Genomic DNA, 19,031 nt, shown 5'->3' on the forward strand with positions numbered 1-19,031 from the left:
ATAATGAATTTACCAAAAATAACCATAGACTTTGACAATGGTGTTCTAGGAGCAGTAGCAGCCAATTCGGATGGCGTATTCGGATTAGTGGCACATGCAGAAGCTACTGAATTTTTCGAATTGAATAAACCCTACATGGTTAAATCCATGAAACAAGTAGCTCAATTGGGCATAGTATCGTCAACGAACCAAAATTTATATAAAACCCTTTCTGAATTTTATAAAGAAAGCGGAGAAGGGCGTGAATTATGGTTACTGGGTATGCCTAAAAGCACAAAAACCTCAAATTGGTTTTCAGTGGACGAAGTTACAGGAAAAGCACCGGTTGAAAAATTATTAGATGCTGCCAATGGTAAGCTTACCGGTATTTTTACTAAATGTTCTTCAGATGATAATGAGAATTTAACCATCGTTAACGGATTAGATGAAGATGTGTTACTTACTGCAACCAATGCTCAATCCTTAGCAGAAAGTTACACAAAATCTAAATATGCACCTTTCTTTGTGGTTTTAGAAGGATATGGATTTACCGGTAATGTAATTGAATTACCAAACTTATTCGAATATTCCAACAACCGTGTATCCATACTTTTAGGTGATACAGAAAAAGGTAAAGGTTCAGCCATCGGTATCGTAGCCGGCAGATTGGCAAAAAATCAAGTACATCAAAATATTGGAAAAGTTAGAGACGGGGCTTTAAGCAATTTACATGCTTACATTGCAAATGAACCGGCAGAAACTTTTGATGTAGAAGCTTTAAATGAAAAAGGGTTTATCTCCTTCAGAACTCATGTTGGAAAATCAGGCTATTATTTTACAGACGACCATACAGCCAGCCCGGTGAGTGATGACTATCATTATCTTACTAACAGAAGAGTAATTGACAAAGCATACCGAATTACGTATCAAACATTAATCAACTATTTATTAGATGATATCGATTTGGAAATCGACGGAACCATCAACCCTATTTATGCCAAATGTATAGAAGGTGATCTTGAAAATGCTTTGGTTTCGCTTATGACAAACTACGGTGAATTGTCTTCTAACATTGAAAATAGAGATAATGGAGTTAAAATATTTGTAGACCCGTCTCAAAACGTTGTGGCAACCTCCCGAATAAATGTTGTGGCTCGAGTTCGTCCTCACGGATATAACCGATTTGTAGATGTGTTATTAGGCTTTGATATAACTAAAAAATAATAAAAAAATGTTTAACAGTAGAGAATATGAATGGGCAGATTTTACTGCTACGTTAGGAGGTAAAGATTTAACCGGAATCAGAGGTGTAAAATATACCCGAAAAATAGAAAGAGAAGCCGTATATGGAAAAGGCAGAAATGCACGAGCAATTCAATCCGGAAATGTTTCCATAGAAGGTGAAATTACATTACTGCAATCAGAATATGAAAGTTTAGTAGCTTCTGCTAAAAACAGAGATATACTTAACCTTTGTTTAGATTTAGTAGGTGCCTATGGTAACCCAACCAATGGAGATATGTTAATTATGGATCGTATCACAGGTGTACGTTTTACAGAGGCCGGAAAAGAATTTAAACAAGGAGACAAATTCATGGAAATTACCCTTCCGTTTATTGCTCTTGATGTAATATCTCAATGCTAATTAGAAATTAAAAAAAATTATGAATACTCAAACTAACCCAATCAGCCAAGAACAAATCGAGGCATGGAAAGCTAAACACAAAGAAATTTTTAAATTAATTGTTGAAGATAAAGAGGCCTATCTAAAAAAACCGGACAGGAAAATCTTAGCTGCCGCAACTGCTGCAAGTTCAACTAATCCTATGAAGTTTAATGAAGTTATTCTTACCAATTGTTGGTTAGGGGGAGATGAAGAAATAAAAACCGATGATTCTTACTTTTTAGGTGCTTCCGCTAAATTAAGCGAGCTAATCGAAATAAAACAAGCGGAATTGGAAAAGCTTTAGCCGCTGCCAAGATCGTCGAGGAAAATGTAGAATGGATACGTTTGAGCCATGCCATGCTCAGATATTATTTTCATATAGATCCGGATATATTAACAGATAAAGAATGGGCAGAAAGAATGCAAGAGCTTAATTATATCCGGATTAAAGAAAATTCAACTAATGCCAATTAATGTCATACCTAGTGAAAAACTCAAAAGAGATAACCGATAATGTTCTAAAAGCCATACAAAAAATGGGTATGGGTAACAATTCTGCATCATTTAAAATGCAAGAATTGGTTTATATAAGTACAATAAGTTTACACGCAAGATTAGGCAATTTAGCTTCCAAGACATCTAAAAAGTTAATTAAAGCAGCGGAAAATTCTAATAGATCAATATCAGAAATTCAAAAATCCGTAACCAATACTTTAGAAAAATTAGAGAATAATTCTAAAAAATTAGGTTATACTATTAAAAGTATCAATTCCAATTCTTTAGAAAATGTAGTGGAACTTTCTAATAATTCAGGATCCGGAGCTCAAAATAACGTTTCCTATAATTTTACTAATACAACGGAAAGTTCTAATAAATCAGGAATTGAAATTCAGAATTCCGTTATAGGTAATTTATTTAAAGCAACAGAATATTTTAAAAATTTTGGACCCGGAATTCATAAAATCTTTGCCGATAATTTTATTAAAGCTGCGGATAGTTTTAAAAAAATAGCACCTGTAATTCAAAAAACTTTTGTTAAAACAGCAGATATTTTTAAAAAATTAGGACCTATAATTTTAAAAACTATTTATAATAAGATAGCTAATTCATCAGGACTTACAAAAAAAATAGCTCCTTTTATTCTAAAAACTATACTTAAAACAGCCAATAGTTTTAAAAAATTAGGATCTATAATTTATAAATCTGTTTCTAATATAATAGGTAAAACCATTGGATTTTCTAAAAGATTTGGATCTGCGCTTCAAAAAACTGTTTCTAATAGTAGATTAGGCAAAACCATTGGATTTTCTAAAAAATTAGGATCCGTGGTTCAAAAAACCGTTACTAAAGCTGCATCAAAAGTAAAAAATTTTGGTAAAAGAGGCATATCTAAAAAGAGTTCAAATAATCAAAAATCCGGAAAAAATAGTACAAACAGTACTTCTGATTCTGAAACAAATGGCAGTGAAAATGAATTAAATTTTAAGTTTCCACAAGAAGCATTTGTCGATTTTTTGAATATGGGAATTCAAAAAGAATTAAGCAAAAAAAAGTTTGAGGTTTTACTTAGTTCAAAGAGTTCTGCTAAAAAAATGATGGATGATATTACAAATCTGTCGAAAAAAGTAAAGATTTTTGATCAATCCACTCTGGAAAGCAATGCTCAAACACTATTAAAAAGTGGAATGAATGCGGATCAGGTCGTGCCTAATTTGGATGCCATCAGTAACATATCCATGGGTGATACTCATGCCATGGATTCTCTTACTTCTTCTTTAGCCCAAGTAATAAATATGGGTACACTTACCGAAGACTCGTTACTGGCTATGGTTGAGGCAGGTTTCAATCCTCTGAATGAAATTTGCAGGACTACCGGATTAAGCATGGATAAGGTTAATGAAGAAATGATGAATGGTACTATTACTGCCCAAATGGTTACCAACGCTTTTCAATCAGCGGCTTCAGAAGGGGGACAATTCTTTGGAGTTGCCAATCAATTGTCCAATACGTTGGGAGGTCATTTACAAAGTACTACCAATAATTTAAATAATGTATTATTCAGATTATATGAAATCATTGCCCCTATGGTTCATATGTTTTTGGATTTAATTGACGCTGCCTTATTTTTAGCCGATACTTTGTTTGATGTTACTGACTTTTTCAGTGAAGTATTGAATAAGTTTTCCATCGGTAAAGGTGCAATAACAACTCTCAAAGCGATTATAGTGAGTTTAGCATCTGCATTTATGACATATAAATTTGTTATGGGCTTGGCTGCTGTAGCTCAAGCAATCCTCAATGGAGTTATGATTGCCAATCCAATCGGACTTATTATAGCCGGTGTCGTGGGGTTAATAACCTTTATATATCTTCTAATAAACTCTGTGGAAGGTTGGGGTGATGCTTGGGATCATACCATGGAAATGGTCAAATCATTATGGGATGCAGGAATTTCATATCTGAAACTTTCGTGGTTGAATTTTAAAGATATACTTTTAACCGGTATAGAACAATTACAAATTGCTTGGTATACGTTTTCTAAGCTTTGGAATAAAAAATCAGCAGAAGAACATTTAAAACAAATCAGAGAAAATGCTAAAAAACGTAGTGATGAACGTAAGCTATTAATTAACGACATGGCTGATAGTATGTTAAATGCTTGGGATCACTTTAAAAAAATTGGAGGAAGTTTATCTTTTAAAACCAGTTCTGATAAAGAGAGTCCGATTATTTTAGACAATACTACTGAGGTATCTTCTAAAAATGCCGGAGCTGAGAGTTTAACAGCAATCAATAAAAATTTTTCGTTACTTACTGACAGTTACAACAAAACCACTACGGACAATAGTCTATTTAACGACAAAGGCGGATTATCTTTCATCAGTGATACTTTGGAAAAATATAATCCTAAAAATAAAATTGCACCGCCTAAAAAATTAACCGATGAAACATCGGCTAATTCATTAAAAACTGTAAATCCATCGATAAAAGCAACAGGAGCAGCAACCAATAGCTCTATTGTTACCGGTGGAGAAAAATCCAGCACAATAAATATTTCCATTAAAGATTTAATCGGAGTATTAAATATTCAAGGTAAAGATTTCAACGAAACAACGGATAAAATGGTTGATCAAACTGCAGACGCACTATTACGATTATTAGCCATGGCAAATTATTCAGTAGGATAAAAAATAAACGTATGAAAATTAATAATAAAAATTTATTATTGGCCAGTTTATTAGGTTCAAAGGTGGCCAAAAAATTACCACGGTTTGAAGCACTTGAAAATGAATTAGCTAAACATGTGTTGCCACCAAAACCTTTTTTACCTCTTAAAAATAAGTCAAGATTTACTTATCAGGAAGTAGATTGGAATGATAAATTCATGGTAATGCCGGAACAAATTCCGGAGGATAAACAATTTTTTCCCGTAAAAATCAGAAATATCAATGACAGCCAATGGTATTTATTGCCTTATGAACCTATGATTACAATCTCAGGTAAAAACAATATCATCAAGCGAGAAGTAGCTAAAAAAGGAAATGACAAAAATTTGTTCGGTACTATAAAAGAATATTGGAGTCAAGACGATTACGAAATTACGATAACCGGTGCCTTATATGGAGCTTTAGAAACCGGATCTGTTGATGATTGTTATCCTAAAGAAGATTTTAGAGCGCTTAAAGACTTTATTCTCAATCCGCAAGGAATTGAAATTGATTGTCAACCGCTGAAATTATTAGACATTACCAGAATAGTAGTTGAAGATTTTACATTTCCGTTCACCAAAGGTGAAAATGTACAGGCATATGAAATTAAAGCAGTGAGTGATTCTACCTACGATTTGTTTAAACTTTTAAATGACTAAAATATATGTATAAGTTGTCATGGGACATAGAATTCAGCCACGAATCTAAAAAATTTAATTTGCCTGTAATTGCAGAATGTGAAATAAATAAATCTGTTGATTCTTTAGTAGCCACCGCTGTTATCATCTTGCCTGAATACATAGCCAATCGTCCTTTGAATCTCGAAAAAAAGATTCCGATAGGTTCTCAAGTAAAAATTAAATTAGGATACGACGATGTTTTAATCAATGAGTTTAGCGGATACGTGCAAAGAATAACCAATGTAGACAGCTGTTTAAAAATTTTTTGTGAGGATGATATGTATGTATTTAGAAAACCGGTAAAAAATGAGGAATTAAAGCCTACTTCTATTGACAAAATTGCTCAAACCCTGCTAAATCAAGTCATGCCCGAATATACTTTGAACTGTGACTATGAACTTTACTATGAAAAATTCGTCATCTTTCGAACAACGGCTTATGATGTATTGAAAAAATTACAGGAAGAATCCGCAGGAAATATATATTTAGATACCGAAAATAAAGTACTCCATATTCATCCTCCTTATGCTCAAAAAAAAGGCGAAGTCAAATATTCAATGCAACATAATATAGAAAAAGCCTCTTTAGAATATAAAAAAGCGTCAGACAAAAAAATTCAAATTACTGTTGAAACAACAGATAAAAACGGTAAAGTGCTTACCGAGACTTACGGCAATGAAGATGGAGAGAAAAAAACTGTTAAAATATCAAGCATAGCGCTGGCTTCACTTAAAATACGAGCAAAATATGAATATACCAAGCATGCATACGACGGATACGAAGGTACTTTTGATACCTGGCTTCTGCCCTATGTTGAGCCAAGTTATTCAGCAAAAATAACAGATGAAGATTATCCGGATAAAAACAGCAAGTATTACGTGGTAAGCGTTAAAACCAGTTTTAGTTCTTCCGGAGGAAAAAGAACCATTACACCGGGTATACTTTTATCAGTTTAAACTATGGAAAAGGGAGAAAAAATAAAACGATTAATAAAACAACTGGTTGGTGCAAATCCTAATTTCCCAATTATAGGGACTGTTACGGAATTACAAAAAGAAACCTGTTCATTGGCATTGGATGAAGATTTGATTATTACCGATGTGAGGTTAAAGGTTAGTTATGGTGGTTCGGAAAACTATATGATTCAGTACCCTAAAATAGGTTCCAGAGTTGTGGCCTTGAGTATCAGCGGCGAGCTTTCTGATTTGATGATAATCAAGGTAGATGAAATTGAAAAAATAGAAATCAACCAAAACGGATTGGTCTTGTTGCTGGACAGTACTGATGGAAAAGTTTGTATAAAAAATAACTCTCGCAGTTTAATAGACCTGTTCCAGCTGCTGACTGATACTCTCAAGGGATTGAAAGTATTTACATCAACAGGAGCCAGCGGAACTCCTTTACCGGATACTCAAAAAAAATTAATTGATTTTGAAACGGGATTTAAATCACTTTTAAAATAGATGTTAAAATGGCACTAAATAAAGGAAGTTTACAATCAGGCATAAAAAAATTGTTAACTGACATGCATACCAGAGAAGATTCATCCATAGAAGAATTTTCAAAGAGATTAAGTGAATTGATAGACAGCTATGTAAAAACAGCTACTATAAAATATGATGGCGGTTTATCTGCTCCCAACGGACCGGTAAACGGAACTTTTAAAGGAAAATTGGAATGAGAGACATATTAATTACAAATGAAGGTGAGCTTAAAATCGAAAACGGAGATTTTGTAGTTGAAAATTCAACTTTACAACATCAAGCGTTGATACTTTTAGCCAATCCGGGAGAATTCAAAGAAGATCCGATGCTGGGCGTGGGAATTGAAAATTATATTTTGGATTCCTGTATGGACGAATGCGAATTTGAAGCGCATAAGCAATTTATATCGGATGGAATGAGAGTTAAAAAATTACTTTTTAAGTCCAAAGATAATATGATTATAGATGCAGAATACGGATAATATGAAAGAATTATTTACAACCTATGTAGGAGAATTTTTAACCGTGCTGACGGCCGGTTTCGGAGGATGGTTTTATAATCGAAAAAAAGATTCCAACAATAATCATAATGCAGCCATAGATCATGGAGCAAGAGCTGTTAATATTTATAAAGAAGCATTGGAAGATCTGGGGATCTGTTATGAAAAAAAATATAAAAACATTATAACATTATACGAAAGTCGTGAACAACTTTTAAGGGATGAAATAATGGCATTGAAAAATAAGATAAAAATATTGCGAAAAGAAAATATTTCCTTAAAAAGGAGGATTGAAGACTTGAAAAAACAACTGTAATATGAAAATAATTATTCGTAATAATCAATCCCTATTGGATGTAGCCGTCCAATATCGAGGAACAGCTGAAGCTGCCTTTGAGATAGCTTTGGCTAATAATATAAGCATTACGGACGATCTTACAACAGGGCAAGAACTGATCATTCCCAATACACGATATTATAATAAAATAGTTTCTGAGTATTACGAAGGAAAAGGATTTTTACCCGCTACCTCCATATCCGATGATTTTATTAACAATCTGGTAGATCTGGAAATTGGAGAGATGATTATAAATATAAACTTTAAGCCTAAAGCATTAAAAAATAGTTAAGATATGGCAAGGAAACTTAAGGACATAACAGAAGAAATTTTAAACGAAAAAGGAAAATATCGTGAATTGGATCCGTTGGATTCTACCTCAAAAACCTCAATATGGAGATTGTTTGTATATGTAATAGCCTATACCATATTTAATTTAGAATTGCTGTTTGACCGACATAAAGAGGAAGTAGACAGCTTAATTGCCGAATTGAAACCGCATTCGGCAAAATGGTACAGAAATAAAGCATTGGCCTTTCAATATGGATTTGATTTGTATCCGGATACGGATGTATTTAATAATGAAGGGTATACCGATGATCAGATAGAAGCAAGTAAAGTAGTAAAATATTCTGCCATAACTGAGGACAGCACTCAAAGCAGACTTATTGTAAAAGTGGCCGGTGAAAAAAATGGTGATTTGGTGCCTTTAACCACGGGTGAAGTAAACTCTTTTACAGCATACATGGAAGAAATTAAAGATGCGGGTGTACCGTTAACCATCATCAATTATCTGCCTGATTTATTATATTTAAATATTACAATAAAAATTGATCCATTGGTATTGGATGAACACGGAAACGCCATAGCCCCATTAAATGGAAATATACAACCGGTGGAAACCACAATACGTCAATATTTACGTGAATTACCTTTTAATGGAGAATTAATGTTGTCGAAATTGGTGGACAAATTGCAGCTGACTCCGGGGGTTAAAGACGTAAATATTTACCGAGCTTCGTCTTCATGGATCGATCCTGAAACTAAGAATTACGGAAATCCAATTGACTTTACGATGAGTATAATCCCTAATTCCGGATATTTTACCACTATAAAAAACAATGGAGATAATAAGTTGGAAAATTTAGTAAAAATAGATTACAATGTGGTATAATATAAATATAAAAAAACTGGCAATTTTACATTTACCCACGGTGCTTAGAAAAGCCCGAGAAATCAAATTTTTACTGAGCCTGGTAAAGCCGTTATCCCGTATACATTACGATTGGTTATTGCTAAGAAATGAAAATATATATAAGTTAAACCACAATTCACAAGTATGCTACCTGCGCAAAACTCTAAATGATCGTTTTGACCCTGTAGAAAGAAGAATACTTATTTCGGATTCTCAAATATATAAACAAAATTATATTTATACTGAAGGAGAAAACAAGCCCTATAAACTGGGAAACAGCTCATCAACCGATTGCGGCCCCATGTATTTAAGACAGGCTTCTGACTATAATCTAACTTCCATAAACTTTGTAGTTAAAGTACCCAATGAGCTGTTAATCGATAATATAAATAAAATAAAAGCAATTATTGATTATTACAAGCTAGCGAATAAAAAATACAAAATTGAAAAATTATAAACGTATAAGTAACTAAAAATGGATTATATTAAATTTAATCAAACCGGTGGATTTCCCTTGCAAACAGACACTTTAGAGTTTTTGCAACAAATGTTCAGACCATTTCTTAACGGTATAGGACGTATGGCCGGAAGAAGAGCAATAATTTGCGGATGTGAAGAATATGGCACTAAGATAACCCAAGGGCTCATTCAAATAGACGATGAAATTTTTATTTTAGCTGAAGGAACTAAACAAGAATCCATCACTATAATTGAAGAAAATAAAGAGTATGAATTTGAAAATGGTGAAAAAAAGGTAACCATTGTTATCAGACATGCCACTTTTGGCTCGGGAGCTGTCTCCTATTCCTGGAGTGAATTTAAACGAGTACCGGATCTTAGCTTGATTACTGAAGATTTTAAACGGTTGGATTGGAGAATAGACGGAAGAGTTCCTTATGAAGTTTTTGATCAACACCTCGAAGAAAGCAAAAAACATCAAGCTCATCTTCAAGAACAAATCAACGGACGATTAACTAAAAATGAATACGGTGAGTTTTATAACAAGAATAAAGAAGTTCAAGCGTATCTTCAAGAACAAATTGACGGAAGGTTAACCTTAAGTGATTTCGATAACTTCAATAAAAAAAATGAAGATATAAATACCTATCTTCAAAAACAGATAGACGGTCGAATCACTCACGATCAATATGCCCATTTTTATAAAGAAAATATGGATGCTCATCAATATCTTCAAGCACAAATTGATGGTCGAGTGACCGAAGAACATTTTGCTAATATTTACAATGAAAATATGGATGCTCATCAATACCTACAAAAGCAAATTGATGGTCGAGTAACCTTAAAAGATTTTACTAATTCTTATAACGAAAATATGGATGCTCATCAATACCTTCAAAATCAAATTGATGGTAGGGTTACCAAAGATGATCATGGTAAACTTTATCATGAAAATCTTTCTGCTCACAGCTATTTACAGCAACAAATTGACAGATTAAATAAAGCAGTTTTTGGATAATTCCGTTTCTTACTAATTGTATTGAAATATAAAAACTACTTATTAAATTTTTAGATATACCCTATATTATTTAAATAAAATTTATAGTAAACCTAACCAACCTTATCAGCGGACCAAACCTTTATATTCTTTATATAAATACAAAATAATAAAAAAAATGACAACAAAAGATACCTTAAAACAGTGGTTTAAAAATGGTAAAAAACCCGACGAGTCTCAATTCTCGGAGTGGATTGACAGCTTTTGGCATAAGGATGAAAAATTACCGATTGATATCATTGAAAATATAAATAATATACTAGCTAATAAATCTGATACTTCTTTAGTCAATAGCCTGATAAATCAACTGGAAGGTAAAGTAGATAAAGATGTTACGGAATCATTAAAAAAATATATTAGGGAAATCATTGATGACAGTCTTAATCATTCTTCAGATAAGACCTATTCTATAGATAAAATTCAACAAATTGTTGAAACTTTTGACCAAAAACTCGGCACCAAAGCGGAGTCCTCTTCTCTTGGCATTGTATTGGAACAATTGGAGCATAAGGCGGATAAAAAGGTGGTGCAAAATTTATCTAATTATGTGTACAGCTTGATCGATGATAGTAAATCTTCTGCTTCCGATAAAACGTATTCCATAGATAAGATCCAAGAAATTATTAATACGTGTGTTAAAGATGCAATCGTTGATAATAAATATAGTAATCTAAACAACACATTTTCGGTTCAACATCAAAATGAAGAATCCTCATATTCGAAAGCGATCTTTGTACAAAAAGATATAGAGATAAAACCTTCCGAAAAAATTAATTTCCCTTTTACCAATGATTTCGAAGACTATAAAGAAAACGGGCAATTTTTAAATAAATGCTATTATCGAAAAATTAACAATAAGGTATATATCGAGGGGGTTTTTCATCCTATATCACCAAATTTAGCTTTAGACCAATACGAAACACTGATCGGAATTTTGCCTGAAGAATATCGTCCAACATCTGTAGTATTTAGACCTATAGCTACCAGTTCTACTAATTTAAATACTAATGTTAGGATTGATCCTAATGGTGAAGTTAGAGCTTCTGCTTTTGGAAATAATTGGACAAGCTTTTCGGGGGTATCATTTTTTGTGGACTAACTAATACGTAAGAGTTTATTATCACCAGTATATAGTAAGAAATATTGACCGAAATACTTCAATTACAATTTCTTATAAAATTTTTTATGGCAGGAATGTACAAATTCTTACTCAACAACACATTTTCATAAATATAAGTAAGCCCAATAAACTCATCATAATTAATTATAGAAATTTAAAATTTCAGTTAATCTAATCCGGTTTCACAACATAATTTTTTTCAAAGAAAAAGAATATAAAATTTAAATAATGACAACAAAAGATACCTTAAAACAGTGGTTTAAAAATGGCAAAAAACCCGACGAGTCTCAATTCTCGGAGTGGATGGACAGCTATTGGCATAAGGATGAAAAATTACCGATTGATATCATCGAAAATATAAATAATATACTAGCTAATAAATCTGATACTTCCTTAGTCAACAGCCTGATAAATCAACTGGAAGGTAAAGTAGATAAAGATGTTACGGATTCTTTAAAAAAATCCATTAAAGAAATCATTGATGACAGTCTTAACCATGCTTCGGATAAGACCTATTCTATAGATAAAATTCAACAAATTGTTGAAACTTTTGATCAAAAACTCTCCACCAAAGCGGAGTCCTCTTCTCTTGGAATTTTATTGGAACAATTAGATTATAAAGCGGATAAAAAGGGTTTGCAAAATTTATCCAACTATGTGTACAGCTTGATCGATGATAATACATCTTCTGCTTCCGATAAAACTTATTCCATAGATAAGATTCAAGAAATTATCAATAAGTGTGTTAAGGATGCGGTTATTGATATCAAATATAATGATCTGACCAACAAATTATTGGTTCAATACCAAAATGGAGAATGCCATGAACTGATTATAAAGGATAATTTTTTATCGGAAATTACCTATGATCCTTATCATAAAGAAATTAAGTTTATTCTTGAAAGCGGAAAAACTTTTACTGCAAATATTTCTGATTTGCAGGACATTTATAAAGCGACTGAAAACGGGGGGATTGAAATAGATAATGAAAATCATATCTCAATAAAAAAAGGGGGTATAAACGAATCCATGTTTGACGAGGTTGTTAAAGATAAAATCAATCATACCGATACGTTACAACAAATTACTGAAAAGGGCAATTCAACCACTAAAGATTTACTTATAAATTCTGCTTCTCTGGGAGCTGATAGCAATGGTAATATTAAATTTGGTACAGATGCATTAAAGAGCAAAAACGAATCGACGCGTAACAACCTGGCTATCGGAAGTCAAGCATTATCGAAAAATGTTACCTGTCCCGATATGTTAGCAATCGGAAATCATGCGTTGAGGGAGTTTGACGGTATGGGTTCAGAATCCGATTGGATCACCAGCATTGGCCATAACTCCGCAACAAAATTAAGAAACGGCGCCAACTCTTTATTTGCAGGACACGGTGCCGGACAAAATTTAGAATCTTGTAACTTCGATACGTTTATGGGCGCATTAACCGGTGCGAATGCTATAAAATCTGTCAGCAATGTTCTGATTGGACAAGCAGCGGCTTACAACGCTCAACAATTGACAGATGATACTGCTATTGGTCATCTTGCATTGGGAAAATATAAAGGAGTGGATTATAAATCATCTACAGACAGTAAACCCATGACCTCGGGAGGTAATATTTCTATTGGTAAATATGCTTCATATAAAACTCTATATGGTCGCGAAAATACATTTATCGGACACCAATGCGGATATGATTTTTTAAATTACGGTGAATATAACACCTATTTGGGTTCCGGTATAACCAAAGGTTACAATCAAGTATATGGTAATACGAGTGTTGTTATTGGTGCATATGCCAACTTGCCGATGAGGTTTGATCTAACCAATAAATTGGTGATCGATGCCAAAAGACCGGAAGATCCTAAAAGTGATCCTTTAGTTTACGGAGATTTTAAAGAGAAATGGTTTAAGATAAACGGGAAACACAGACTTAATTATGAGTATACGCCCCATGCGGATTTAAACCGAGATTTTAAACCAAGCCTTATTCTTGTTTCTGACGATGAAGGTACTGTGGGAGTAACGAAATATGTAGATATAGTTAAGGCTACTTATTCACATGAATATGAAATTAATGATTCTGAGTTTTCGAAGATATGTTCTTTTTCTTTTAATCAATTCAACGGTCAGGCATTTTTAAATCTATTATTAGATGGGATTGATGCTAATTTGAATAATAGCATTTCAACGGCATATATACGTTCAAGTGTTATAAATAATTCCAGGATAGTTAAAGGTCTTCAAGAAAACAAAACGGATAATGTCAACTATAAGCTTTATTATAAAAAAGAATTTGGAAAAACAGATGATTATATTTTTCAACCTATAAGCCAAGATAATGGTACAAATGGCGTGACTTTCCCGATCAAAGGTTTGCCCGGCACTTCTGTTATCTGTATTGATAATAAATATGTTCATGTTGCTTATGCTGATGATAGTAACGGAAATGGATTCTCTATTACGCCTGAAGGTAAAAATTTTGTAGGTATATATGTCGATCGTATTTCTCAAACTATCGAAAACCCTAAATTATATACATGGAGCTCAGTTACAGATCTTCTTGCGGTCAATGATGATGTAATAACTATATCTTGCGGTGAATTCGAAGGTAAAAAGCATTATTTACATGTTGCATATGCCGACAATGATAAAGGAGATGGATTTTCCACTGATAATACTAAAAAATTTATAGGACTTCTCTTGGATACAAATGAAGTAAATCAACAATTTTCTCTTTTTCTTAAATCTGAAGATGCAGACATGAAAGTTCAAGTCAGCGTTTTATCTTTGAATGAGAAAATGGGCAGAATAGATTTTATCCAAGATGAAAAAATAGATTACAATAAATTTTCCACTGAATTTTCAGTTTTATAATAATTTAATATTCTAATTATTTAATAAAAAAGCCTCATTTAAGAGGCTTTTTTAGTTTATATATTTATGTGTGTAATTTTATACACAATTTAATTTTTAAAAAAGGTACATTTTAATTTTCGGATTATAAACTGTCCTTATATAATATTTGATATAAGTTTTTAAGCGTATTTTATTACCATTATTTTTAATAATTTTCATTATTTCTTTCATTTTGGTTGCTCCCCCGTAATTATAGGACTCTAATAAATCTTTATCTAGATCAATAGTAAATTTATCTTTTTTAACTTTCTTTAAATAAGTATTTATCCTAGTTTTAGCCATGAATCGTTCGTCAAAATCATTTTCGTTATCAAGACTAAAGCATAAACTATCCTTTCTATAGGTAATACAATATAGAGGAAAATCATCAACGGAATAGTTTTTAGATAACTCACCTGCTTTGATAACAAACAAAGCCTCTTCCCCTATTCTTTCTTCATCAAAAATTAAGTTATTTTTTTCGATAAAATTTCTGTTAAACATTTTAGCCCATACTTCCCAATTTTTATATATCAATTGATCTTTTGCTTTTATTTTATTATATCGCAACTTTTTGAAATATTTTTTTCTTGTTTTGAGTAAATATAAATGTCTAGTAGATTTCTGTAACGAATTACTTTCTACACTGGTAGCCAAATAATAAATTATTTCTTCAGTACTATCTTTATATTTATCTAGTGCATTTAAAAAATTTGGATTAAAAAAGTCATCGGAATCTGCAAATAATAGCCATTTTCCTTTAGCTTTTTGTAATCCTATATTACGTGCGTACCCAACTCCTTTACCCTCTTTGGTAAAATATATTTCGACATTTTTTCTATTGTATCCGGGAAACTTTTTAAAATCTACATATGAAGAATCACTGTCGTCATCAATAATTATAATTTGTATATCATCTCTATAAGGAATTGAATTTAGACATCTTTGCAATAATTTTGGTGTATTTTTATGTGGAATAACTATAGAATAGGTATACATATAGGAACTTTATTTAAAAGATTTTTTTAAATAAATTTTTAATCGCTTGGAGTAAGGAATGTTTTTTATATTATTGAAAAGTTCAACGCTTATATATTCCGGGATTTTATTTGTAGGGGTTGTAAGGTATATTTTCCTTAGTAATTTATTTCTATATTCTTCTGTTCTTTTTAGTAATTGATTTAATTTGTTTTTCTTACAAAAGTCTATTCGATCTTTCAATGCTTCGATAAAAGCGATTTCTTTCTTATATGAAAATTGTTCATAAACTTTATTGGTAATACTATTTGCCCTTTTAAAATAATAATAAAGAATTTGATCCAATTCACATATTTTATGGGCTTTAAACATAGTTTTATACCAAACATATTCATCTTCACATATTTTTACATTTTCAGGAAATCTCAATTCATCCCATAAATATCGTTTGTAAAGCTTATTCCAAATAACTACATAACGAACGGTATCTTTCTTGTAAGTAAAATTTTTAATAAAATTATATCCATTGTATTCATTGCTATTATATAAAGAACGGTTATCCTCCTTTATTTCATTGAAATGGGTAAAATTTTGAAAATTACATAAAATGAGGTCACTATTCGTCTTAATCAATGTATTATATAGAATTTCATAGAAATGTACAGATATAACATCATCAGGGTCTACAAATCCAATGAACTCACCTTTTGCTCTCTCTAACCCTCTATTCCTGGCAATTGATGTTCCTTTATTTTCCTGATGAATAACAACAATCCTGGAATCTTTTTTTGCATATTCATCGCAAATAAATCCGCTAGAATCAGTAGATCCATCATTAACCAGAAGTATTTCCAAATTTGAATAAGTTTGATTTATTACAGAATCTAAACATCTACTTAAATATTTTTCTACATTATAGACGGGAATTATTACTGATATCATTTATTAGCCGGATTTTTATTAAAAAATAATTGTAATTGATTTTCAAATTCTAATTCTTCATTTAGAACTTCGTTTCTGTACTCATTAAAATCCAAAATGGCATGATTATAATTTGTCATAGAATATTCTATTTTATCAATAATTTTTGAAAGCTCATTTTTTGCATATTTAAATTTATATCCCATTGGAATATTCAAATCTTGTTGATATTTTGAAGAACCACCCATACCTGAAATAATTATACATTTCATTACTGATGATTCTCTTAACATTTTGTCTCTTCCGGGATTGTATCCAAAATCTATATATACTTTTGCTTTTTTCATGGTCTCAACCACTTGATCGGGTGTCATATTCTTTATGGCTATCCATGTATACTTCGAGCTTTTCTTTTGTATGGATTTTAAATCTTTATTATTTTTTTTAGGATTATAGATTATTATATTTTCTTTATTAACTAAATTTTTAATTTGATTACTTTTTGCTAAAAAAAGAGGATTTATATAATCACACACAAAAGATATCTTATTTTCCGGTATATGGTTTTCGATAAGATATATATAGGATCGGTAAGATTGTGCCCAATGAAACACATCAGGAAGATTTTCAAAATGGTACTCTTGCTCTTCTTGCTGACCTTTAAAATATTTTGAAATATAAAATTTTAATCCTCTGTGTCGATTCTTCATACAAATTGAATAGAAATCAACACTTAACCACCAAACGATCTTCTTACTTTTTTTAAACTTGAAAATATAATTGGTAAGGGATTCCGGAATGATAATAACATTATTGGGATGATCATCAATAGTCTCAATCTCTGATGTATCGTAGATATTATAAACTTGCGGTTTTGGATTTACATTAGATTTTTTATGTATATAATACATTTTAGCATCTAATTTAAAAACAGTTCGTAATTTATGACTTAATTGATGTAATGCTTCGGGTCCACCGGTTGAGATATTTGCAGGACAAATTATATATATTCTTGATGGATAAGTTATTATCATAATGTCTTCTAGCTCTGCAAATGTAATCAATTCTTACATTCTATAGAATTCCACAGATGTTTTTTTATTAAATTTACGTTACTAATTTCTTTACAATGAACATAGTTAAATGTTTAAAAAACTACTTTACATTTACTAATTATGCTAAACATGTAGAAAAAGATGAAGCAAACTATCCTCATGAAATTCTCTTATCATATAGGATTATGAACCATCCTTTTGTTTCTTTAGAACGGTTAGCTAATCAGATGTTATGGATACAAAATTCACTTTCTAATGTAGTAATTAAACCCAATCAGGTATTTTCTTTTTGGAAAGTTTTAGGTGATCCCGTTCATATGTTACACAATTCTGATTCAACATTCTTATATGAAATATACAGCAGTATTATTTACCATCTGGCACTAATAAGTGGATTAGCAATACTTGAGAGACATCCTTCAACGGTAGATCATTTCACTGAAGATCAAAGAATATATCCGTTAGGTGCGGAAGCATTAGTGTTATATAAATCCAGAGATTTAAAAATTAAAAACGGTTATGCTTTTCCTATAAAATTTAATTTTCAAATTAAAAATCAAATTTTGAATGGATCTATTTTAAGTTCAGAAAAAATAATACGTAACGAAGTAGTTTTTACCAATAGAGATTTTAAAAATTTCAAGGAAGTTTTAACTCGAATAAACCGTAGAACTACAGAAGTTTCCTTTTATAAAAAGAAACTATAAAAATATAGCTTCATGTATTCTAACATGAAGCTACGTTTTGTAAAAATTTTTATTAACTGTTTAAATTTAAAAACTTTTTATCTATGAAATCATGAATTGAATCTTTCAAAAACTAAAATTTCTTGTCCATTATTATAAAATGATAAAATTGAATCTCCTTCTCTAATTTCATCAATACTTTGCATAGCATTTAAAAATTGAGATTCATCAAAATCACAAGGCAATTCAGTTGAAGATAATCTTGATAAATTAAAGATAGTATTTTCCCAAGTATAGTAGGCAGTAAATTTGTTACAACCTGTTGTTCCGTAAATTTGTTTCCAAGGTTCATCAAATCTCATTAAGGGTAAATTTTCGTATAAATCAGAAGCATTTTGAGAATTCAATCTAACTAATCTCCATTTCACTACATTCTCATCACCTAGATAAACCATTATTTTATCTAGTTTGCCCTTAGGTTTTTTAGTTATATTAGTTCCTTGATCCTCTACTTTTATAGTAATTACATTATCTGCGTCATCGATTGTATCGGTACTTATAGTAACTTCATCAATCGGTTGATTTATTTGAACTTCGTTATAATCTTTTAATGCTTTTTTTGATGTTCCACAGCTAGTGATTAAAAATAATGGAAATAACCCTAAGAAAATTAAATGAAAATCTAATAAACTTTTTTTCATAATATTTAAGAATGTATTGTACGATTAATTAACTTTTTGAGCATAATAAATATTAGGTAAAGATATAAAAAACCTGCAATAACAACTATTTTTTTTATATT

Annotated in this window: 21 protein-coding genes; 17 read left to right on the forward strand and 4 right to left on the reverse strand. The window is 31.2% G+C overall.

All coding sequences use genetic code 11. The annotated features are described in order from the left end of the window. Positions 1-3 precede the first annotated feature (3 nt). The 16 genes from J3U20_RS02220 (at position 4) to J3U20_RS02295 (ending at position 14,568) form a co-directional block, all read left to right on the forward strand. Positions 4-1,203: a DUF2586 family protein gene (locus J3U20_RS02220; RefSeq protein ID WP_160542220.1), complete on the forward strand. Its 1,200-nt coding sequence runs from the start codon at positions 4-6 to the stop codon at positions 1,201-1,203. Positions 1,204-1,210: 7 nt separating this feature from the next. Next, complete coding sequence (locus tag J3U20_RS02225) at positions 1,211-1,624, forward strand: hypothetical protein (RefSeq protein ID WP_105297459.1); 414 nt, start codon at positions 1,211-1,213, stop codon at positions 1,622-1,624. A 19-nt stretch (positions 1,625-1,643) separates the two neighbouring features. Further along, on the forward strand, positions 1,644-1,949 hold the full coding sequence (locus J3U20_RS02230; RefSeq protein WP_160542221.1) for a hypothetical protein: 306 nt from the start codon (positions 1,644-1,646) through the stop codon (positions 1,947-1,949). A 181-nt stretch (positions 1,950-2,130) separates the two neighbouring features. Next, positions 2,131-4,833, forward strand: a complete 2,703-nt coding sequence (locus tag J3U20_RS02235; RefSeq protein WP_160549981.1) for a tape measure protein — start codon at positions 2,131-2,133, stop codon at positions 4,831-4,833. A gap of 11 nt (positions 4,834-4,844) precedes the next feature. Continuing rightward, positions 4,845-5,513, forward strand: coding sequence for a DUF6046 domain-containing protein (locus J3U20_RS02240; protein WP_160542223.1), 669 nt, complete (start codon positions 4,845-4,847; stop codon positions 5,511-5,513). 5 nt (positions 5,514-5,518) lie between these two features. Continuing rightward, complete coding sequence (locus tag J3U20_RS02245; protein ID WP_160542224.1) at positions 5,519-6,490, forward strand: hypothetical protein; 972 nt, start codon at positions 5,519-5,521, stop codon at positions 6,488-6,490. 3 nt (positions 6,491-6,493) lie between these two features. Then, complete coding sequence (locus tag J3U20_RS02250) at positions 6,494-6,997, forward strand: hypothetical protein (RefSeq protein ID WP_160542225.1); 504 nt, start codon at positions 6,494-6,496, stop codon at positions 6,995-6,997. 8 nt (positions 6,998-7,005) lie between these two features. After that, the gene (locus J3U20_RS02255) at positions 7,006-7,215 is read left to right on the forward strand and encodes a hypothetical protein (protein ID WP_160542226.1); all 210 of its coding nucleotides are present in this window, start codon (positions 7,006-7,008) and stop codon (positions 7,213-7,215) included. Beyond that, entirely contained in the window at positions 7,212-7,499 is a 288-nt protein-coding gene (locus J3U20_RS02260) for an oxidase (protein WP_160542227.1), read from the forward strand. The genes J3U20_RS02255 and J3U20_RS02260 overlap by 4 nt, the downstream gene beginning before the upstream one ends. A gap of 1 nt (position 7,500) precedes the next feature. Beyond that, entirely contained in the window at positions 7,501-7,833 is a 333-nt protein-coding gene (locus J3U20_RS02265) for a hypothetical protein (RefSeq protein ID WP_160542228.1), read from the forward strand. 1 nt (position 7,834) lies between these two features. Further along, on the forward strand, positions 7,835-8,146 hold the full coding sequence (locus J3U20_RS02270) for a hypothetical protein (RefSeq protein ID WP_160542229.1): 312 nt from the start codon (positions 7,835-7,837) through the stop codon (positions 8,144-8,146). A gap of 3 nt (positions 8,147-8,149) precedes the next feature. After that, on the forward strand, positions 8,150-9,028 hold the full coding sequence (locus tag J3U20_RS02275) for a nucleotidyltransferase (protein ID WP_255448169.1): 879 nt from the start codon (positions 8,150-8,152) through the stop codon (positions 9,026-9,028). Next, positions 9,018-9,506 (forward strand): hypothetical protein, encoded by a 489-nt coding sequence (locus J3U20_RS02280; protein WP_160542230.1) that lies wholly within the window; start codon positions 9,018-9,020, stop codon positions 9,504-9,506. The genes J3U20_RS02275 and J3U20_RS02280 overlap by 11 nt, the downstream gene beginning before the upstream one ends. A gap of 18 nt (positions 9,507-9,524) precedes the next feature. Next, positions 9,525-10,526, forward strand: coding sequence for a hypothetical protein (locus tag J3U20_RS02285; RefSeq protein ID WP_160542231.1), 1,002 nt, complete (start codon positions 9,525-9,527; stop codon positions 10,524-10,526). 157 nt (positions 10,527-10,683) lie between these two features. Next, positions 10,684-11,664 carry a hypothetical protein gene (locus J3U20_RS02290; protein ID WP_160542232.1) on the forward strand — a complete coding sequence of 327 codons (981 nt, stop codon included), beginning with the start codon at positions 10,684-10,686 and terminating at the stop codon, positions 11,662-11,664. Positions 11,665-11,913: 249 nt separating this feature from the next. Then, complete coding sequence (locus tag J3U20_RS02295) at positions 11,914-14,568, forward strand: hypothetical protein (RefSeq protein WP_160542233.1); 2,655 nt, start codon at positions 11,914-11,916, stop codon at positions 14,566-14,568. Positions 14,569-14,664: 96 nt separating this feature from the next. On the opposite strand, the gene J3U20_RS02300 is transcribed toward J3U20_RS02295, so the two are convergent. Genes J3U20_RS02300 through J3U20_RS02310 form a run of 3 tightly spaced genes read right to left on the reverse strand, consistent with a single transcriptional unit; the run spans position 14,665 to position 17,522 of the window. Next, on the reverse strand, positions 14,665-15,588 hold the full coding sequence (locus J3U20_RS02300) for a glycosyltransferase family A protein (protein ID WP_160542234.1): 924 nt from the start codon (positions 15,586-15,588) through the stop codon (positions 14,665-14,667). A 9-nt stretch (positions 15,589-15,597) separates the two neighbouring features. Further along, positions 15,598-16,509 (reverse strand): glycosyltransferase family 2 protein, encoded by a 912-nt coding sequence (locus J3U20_RS02305; protein ID WP_160542235.1) that lies wholly within the window; start codon positions 16,507-16,509, stop codon positions 15,598-15,600. Then, the gene (locus tag J3U20_RS02310) at positions 16,506-17,522 is read right to left on the reverse strand and encodes a hypothetical protein (protein ID WP_160542236.1); all 1,017 of its coding nucleotides are present in this window, start codon (positions 17,520-17,522) and stop codon (positions 16,506-16,508) included. The genes J3U20_RS02305 and J3U20_RS02310 overlap by 4 nt, the downstream gene beginning before the upstream one ends. Before the next feature lie 95 nt (positions 17,523-17,617). Between J3U20_RS02310 and J3U20_RS02315 the strand changes: the two genes are divergently transcribed. Continuing rightward, positions 17,618-18,250: a VanW family protein gene (locus J3U20_RS02315; protein ID WP_160542237.1), complete on the forward strand. Its 633-nt coding sequence runs from the start codon at positions 17,618-17,620 to the stop codon at positions 18,248-18,250. A gap of 89 nt (positions 18,251-18,339) precedes the next feature. Here J3U20_RS02315 and J3U20_RS02320 read toward each other — a convergent pair whose 3' ends face one another. Next, positions 18,340-18,930, reverse strand: a complete 591-nt coding sequence (locus J3U20_RS02320; protein ID WP_160542238.1) for an META domain-containing protein — start codon at positions 18,928-18,930, stop codon at positions 18,340-18,342. Positions 18,931-19,031 lie beyond the last annotated feature (101 nt).

It is taken from the genome of Apibacter sp. B3919, assembly GCF_026537405.1.
Lineage (GTDB): Bacteria > Bacteroidota > Bacteroidia > Flavobacteriales > Weeksellaceae > Apibacter.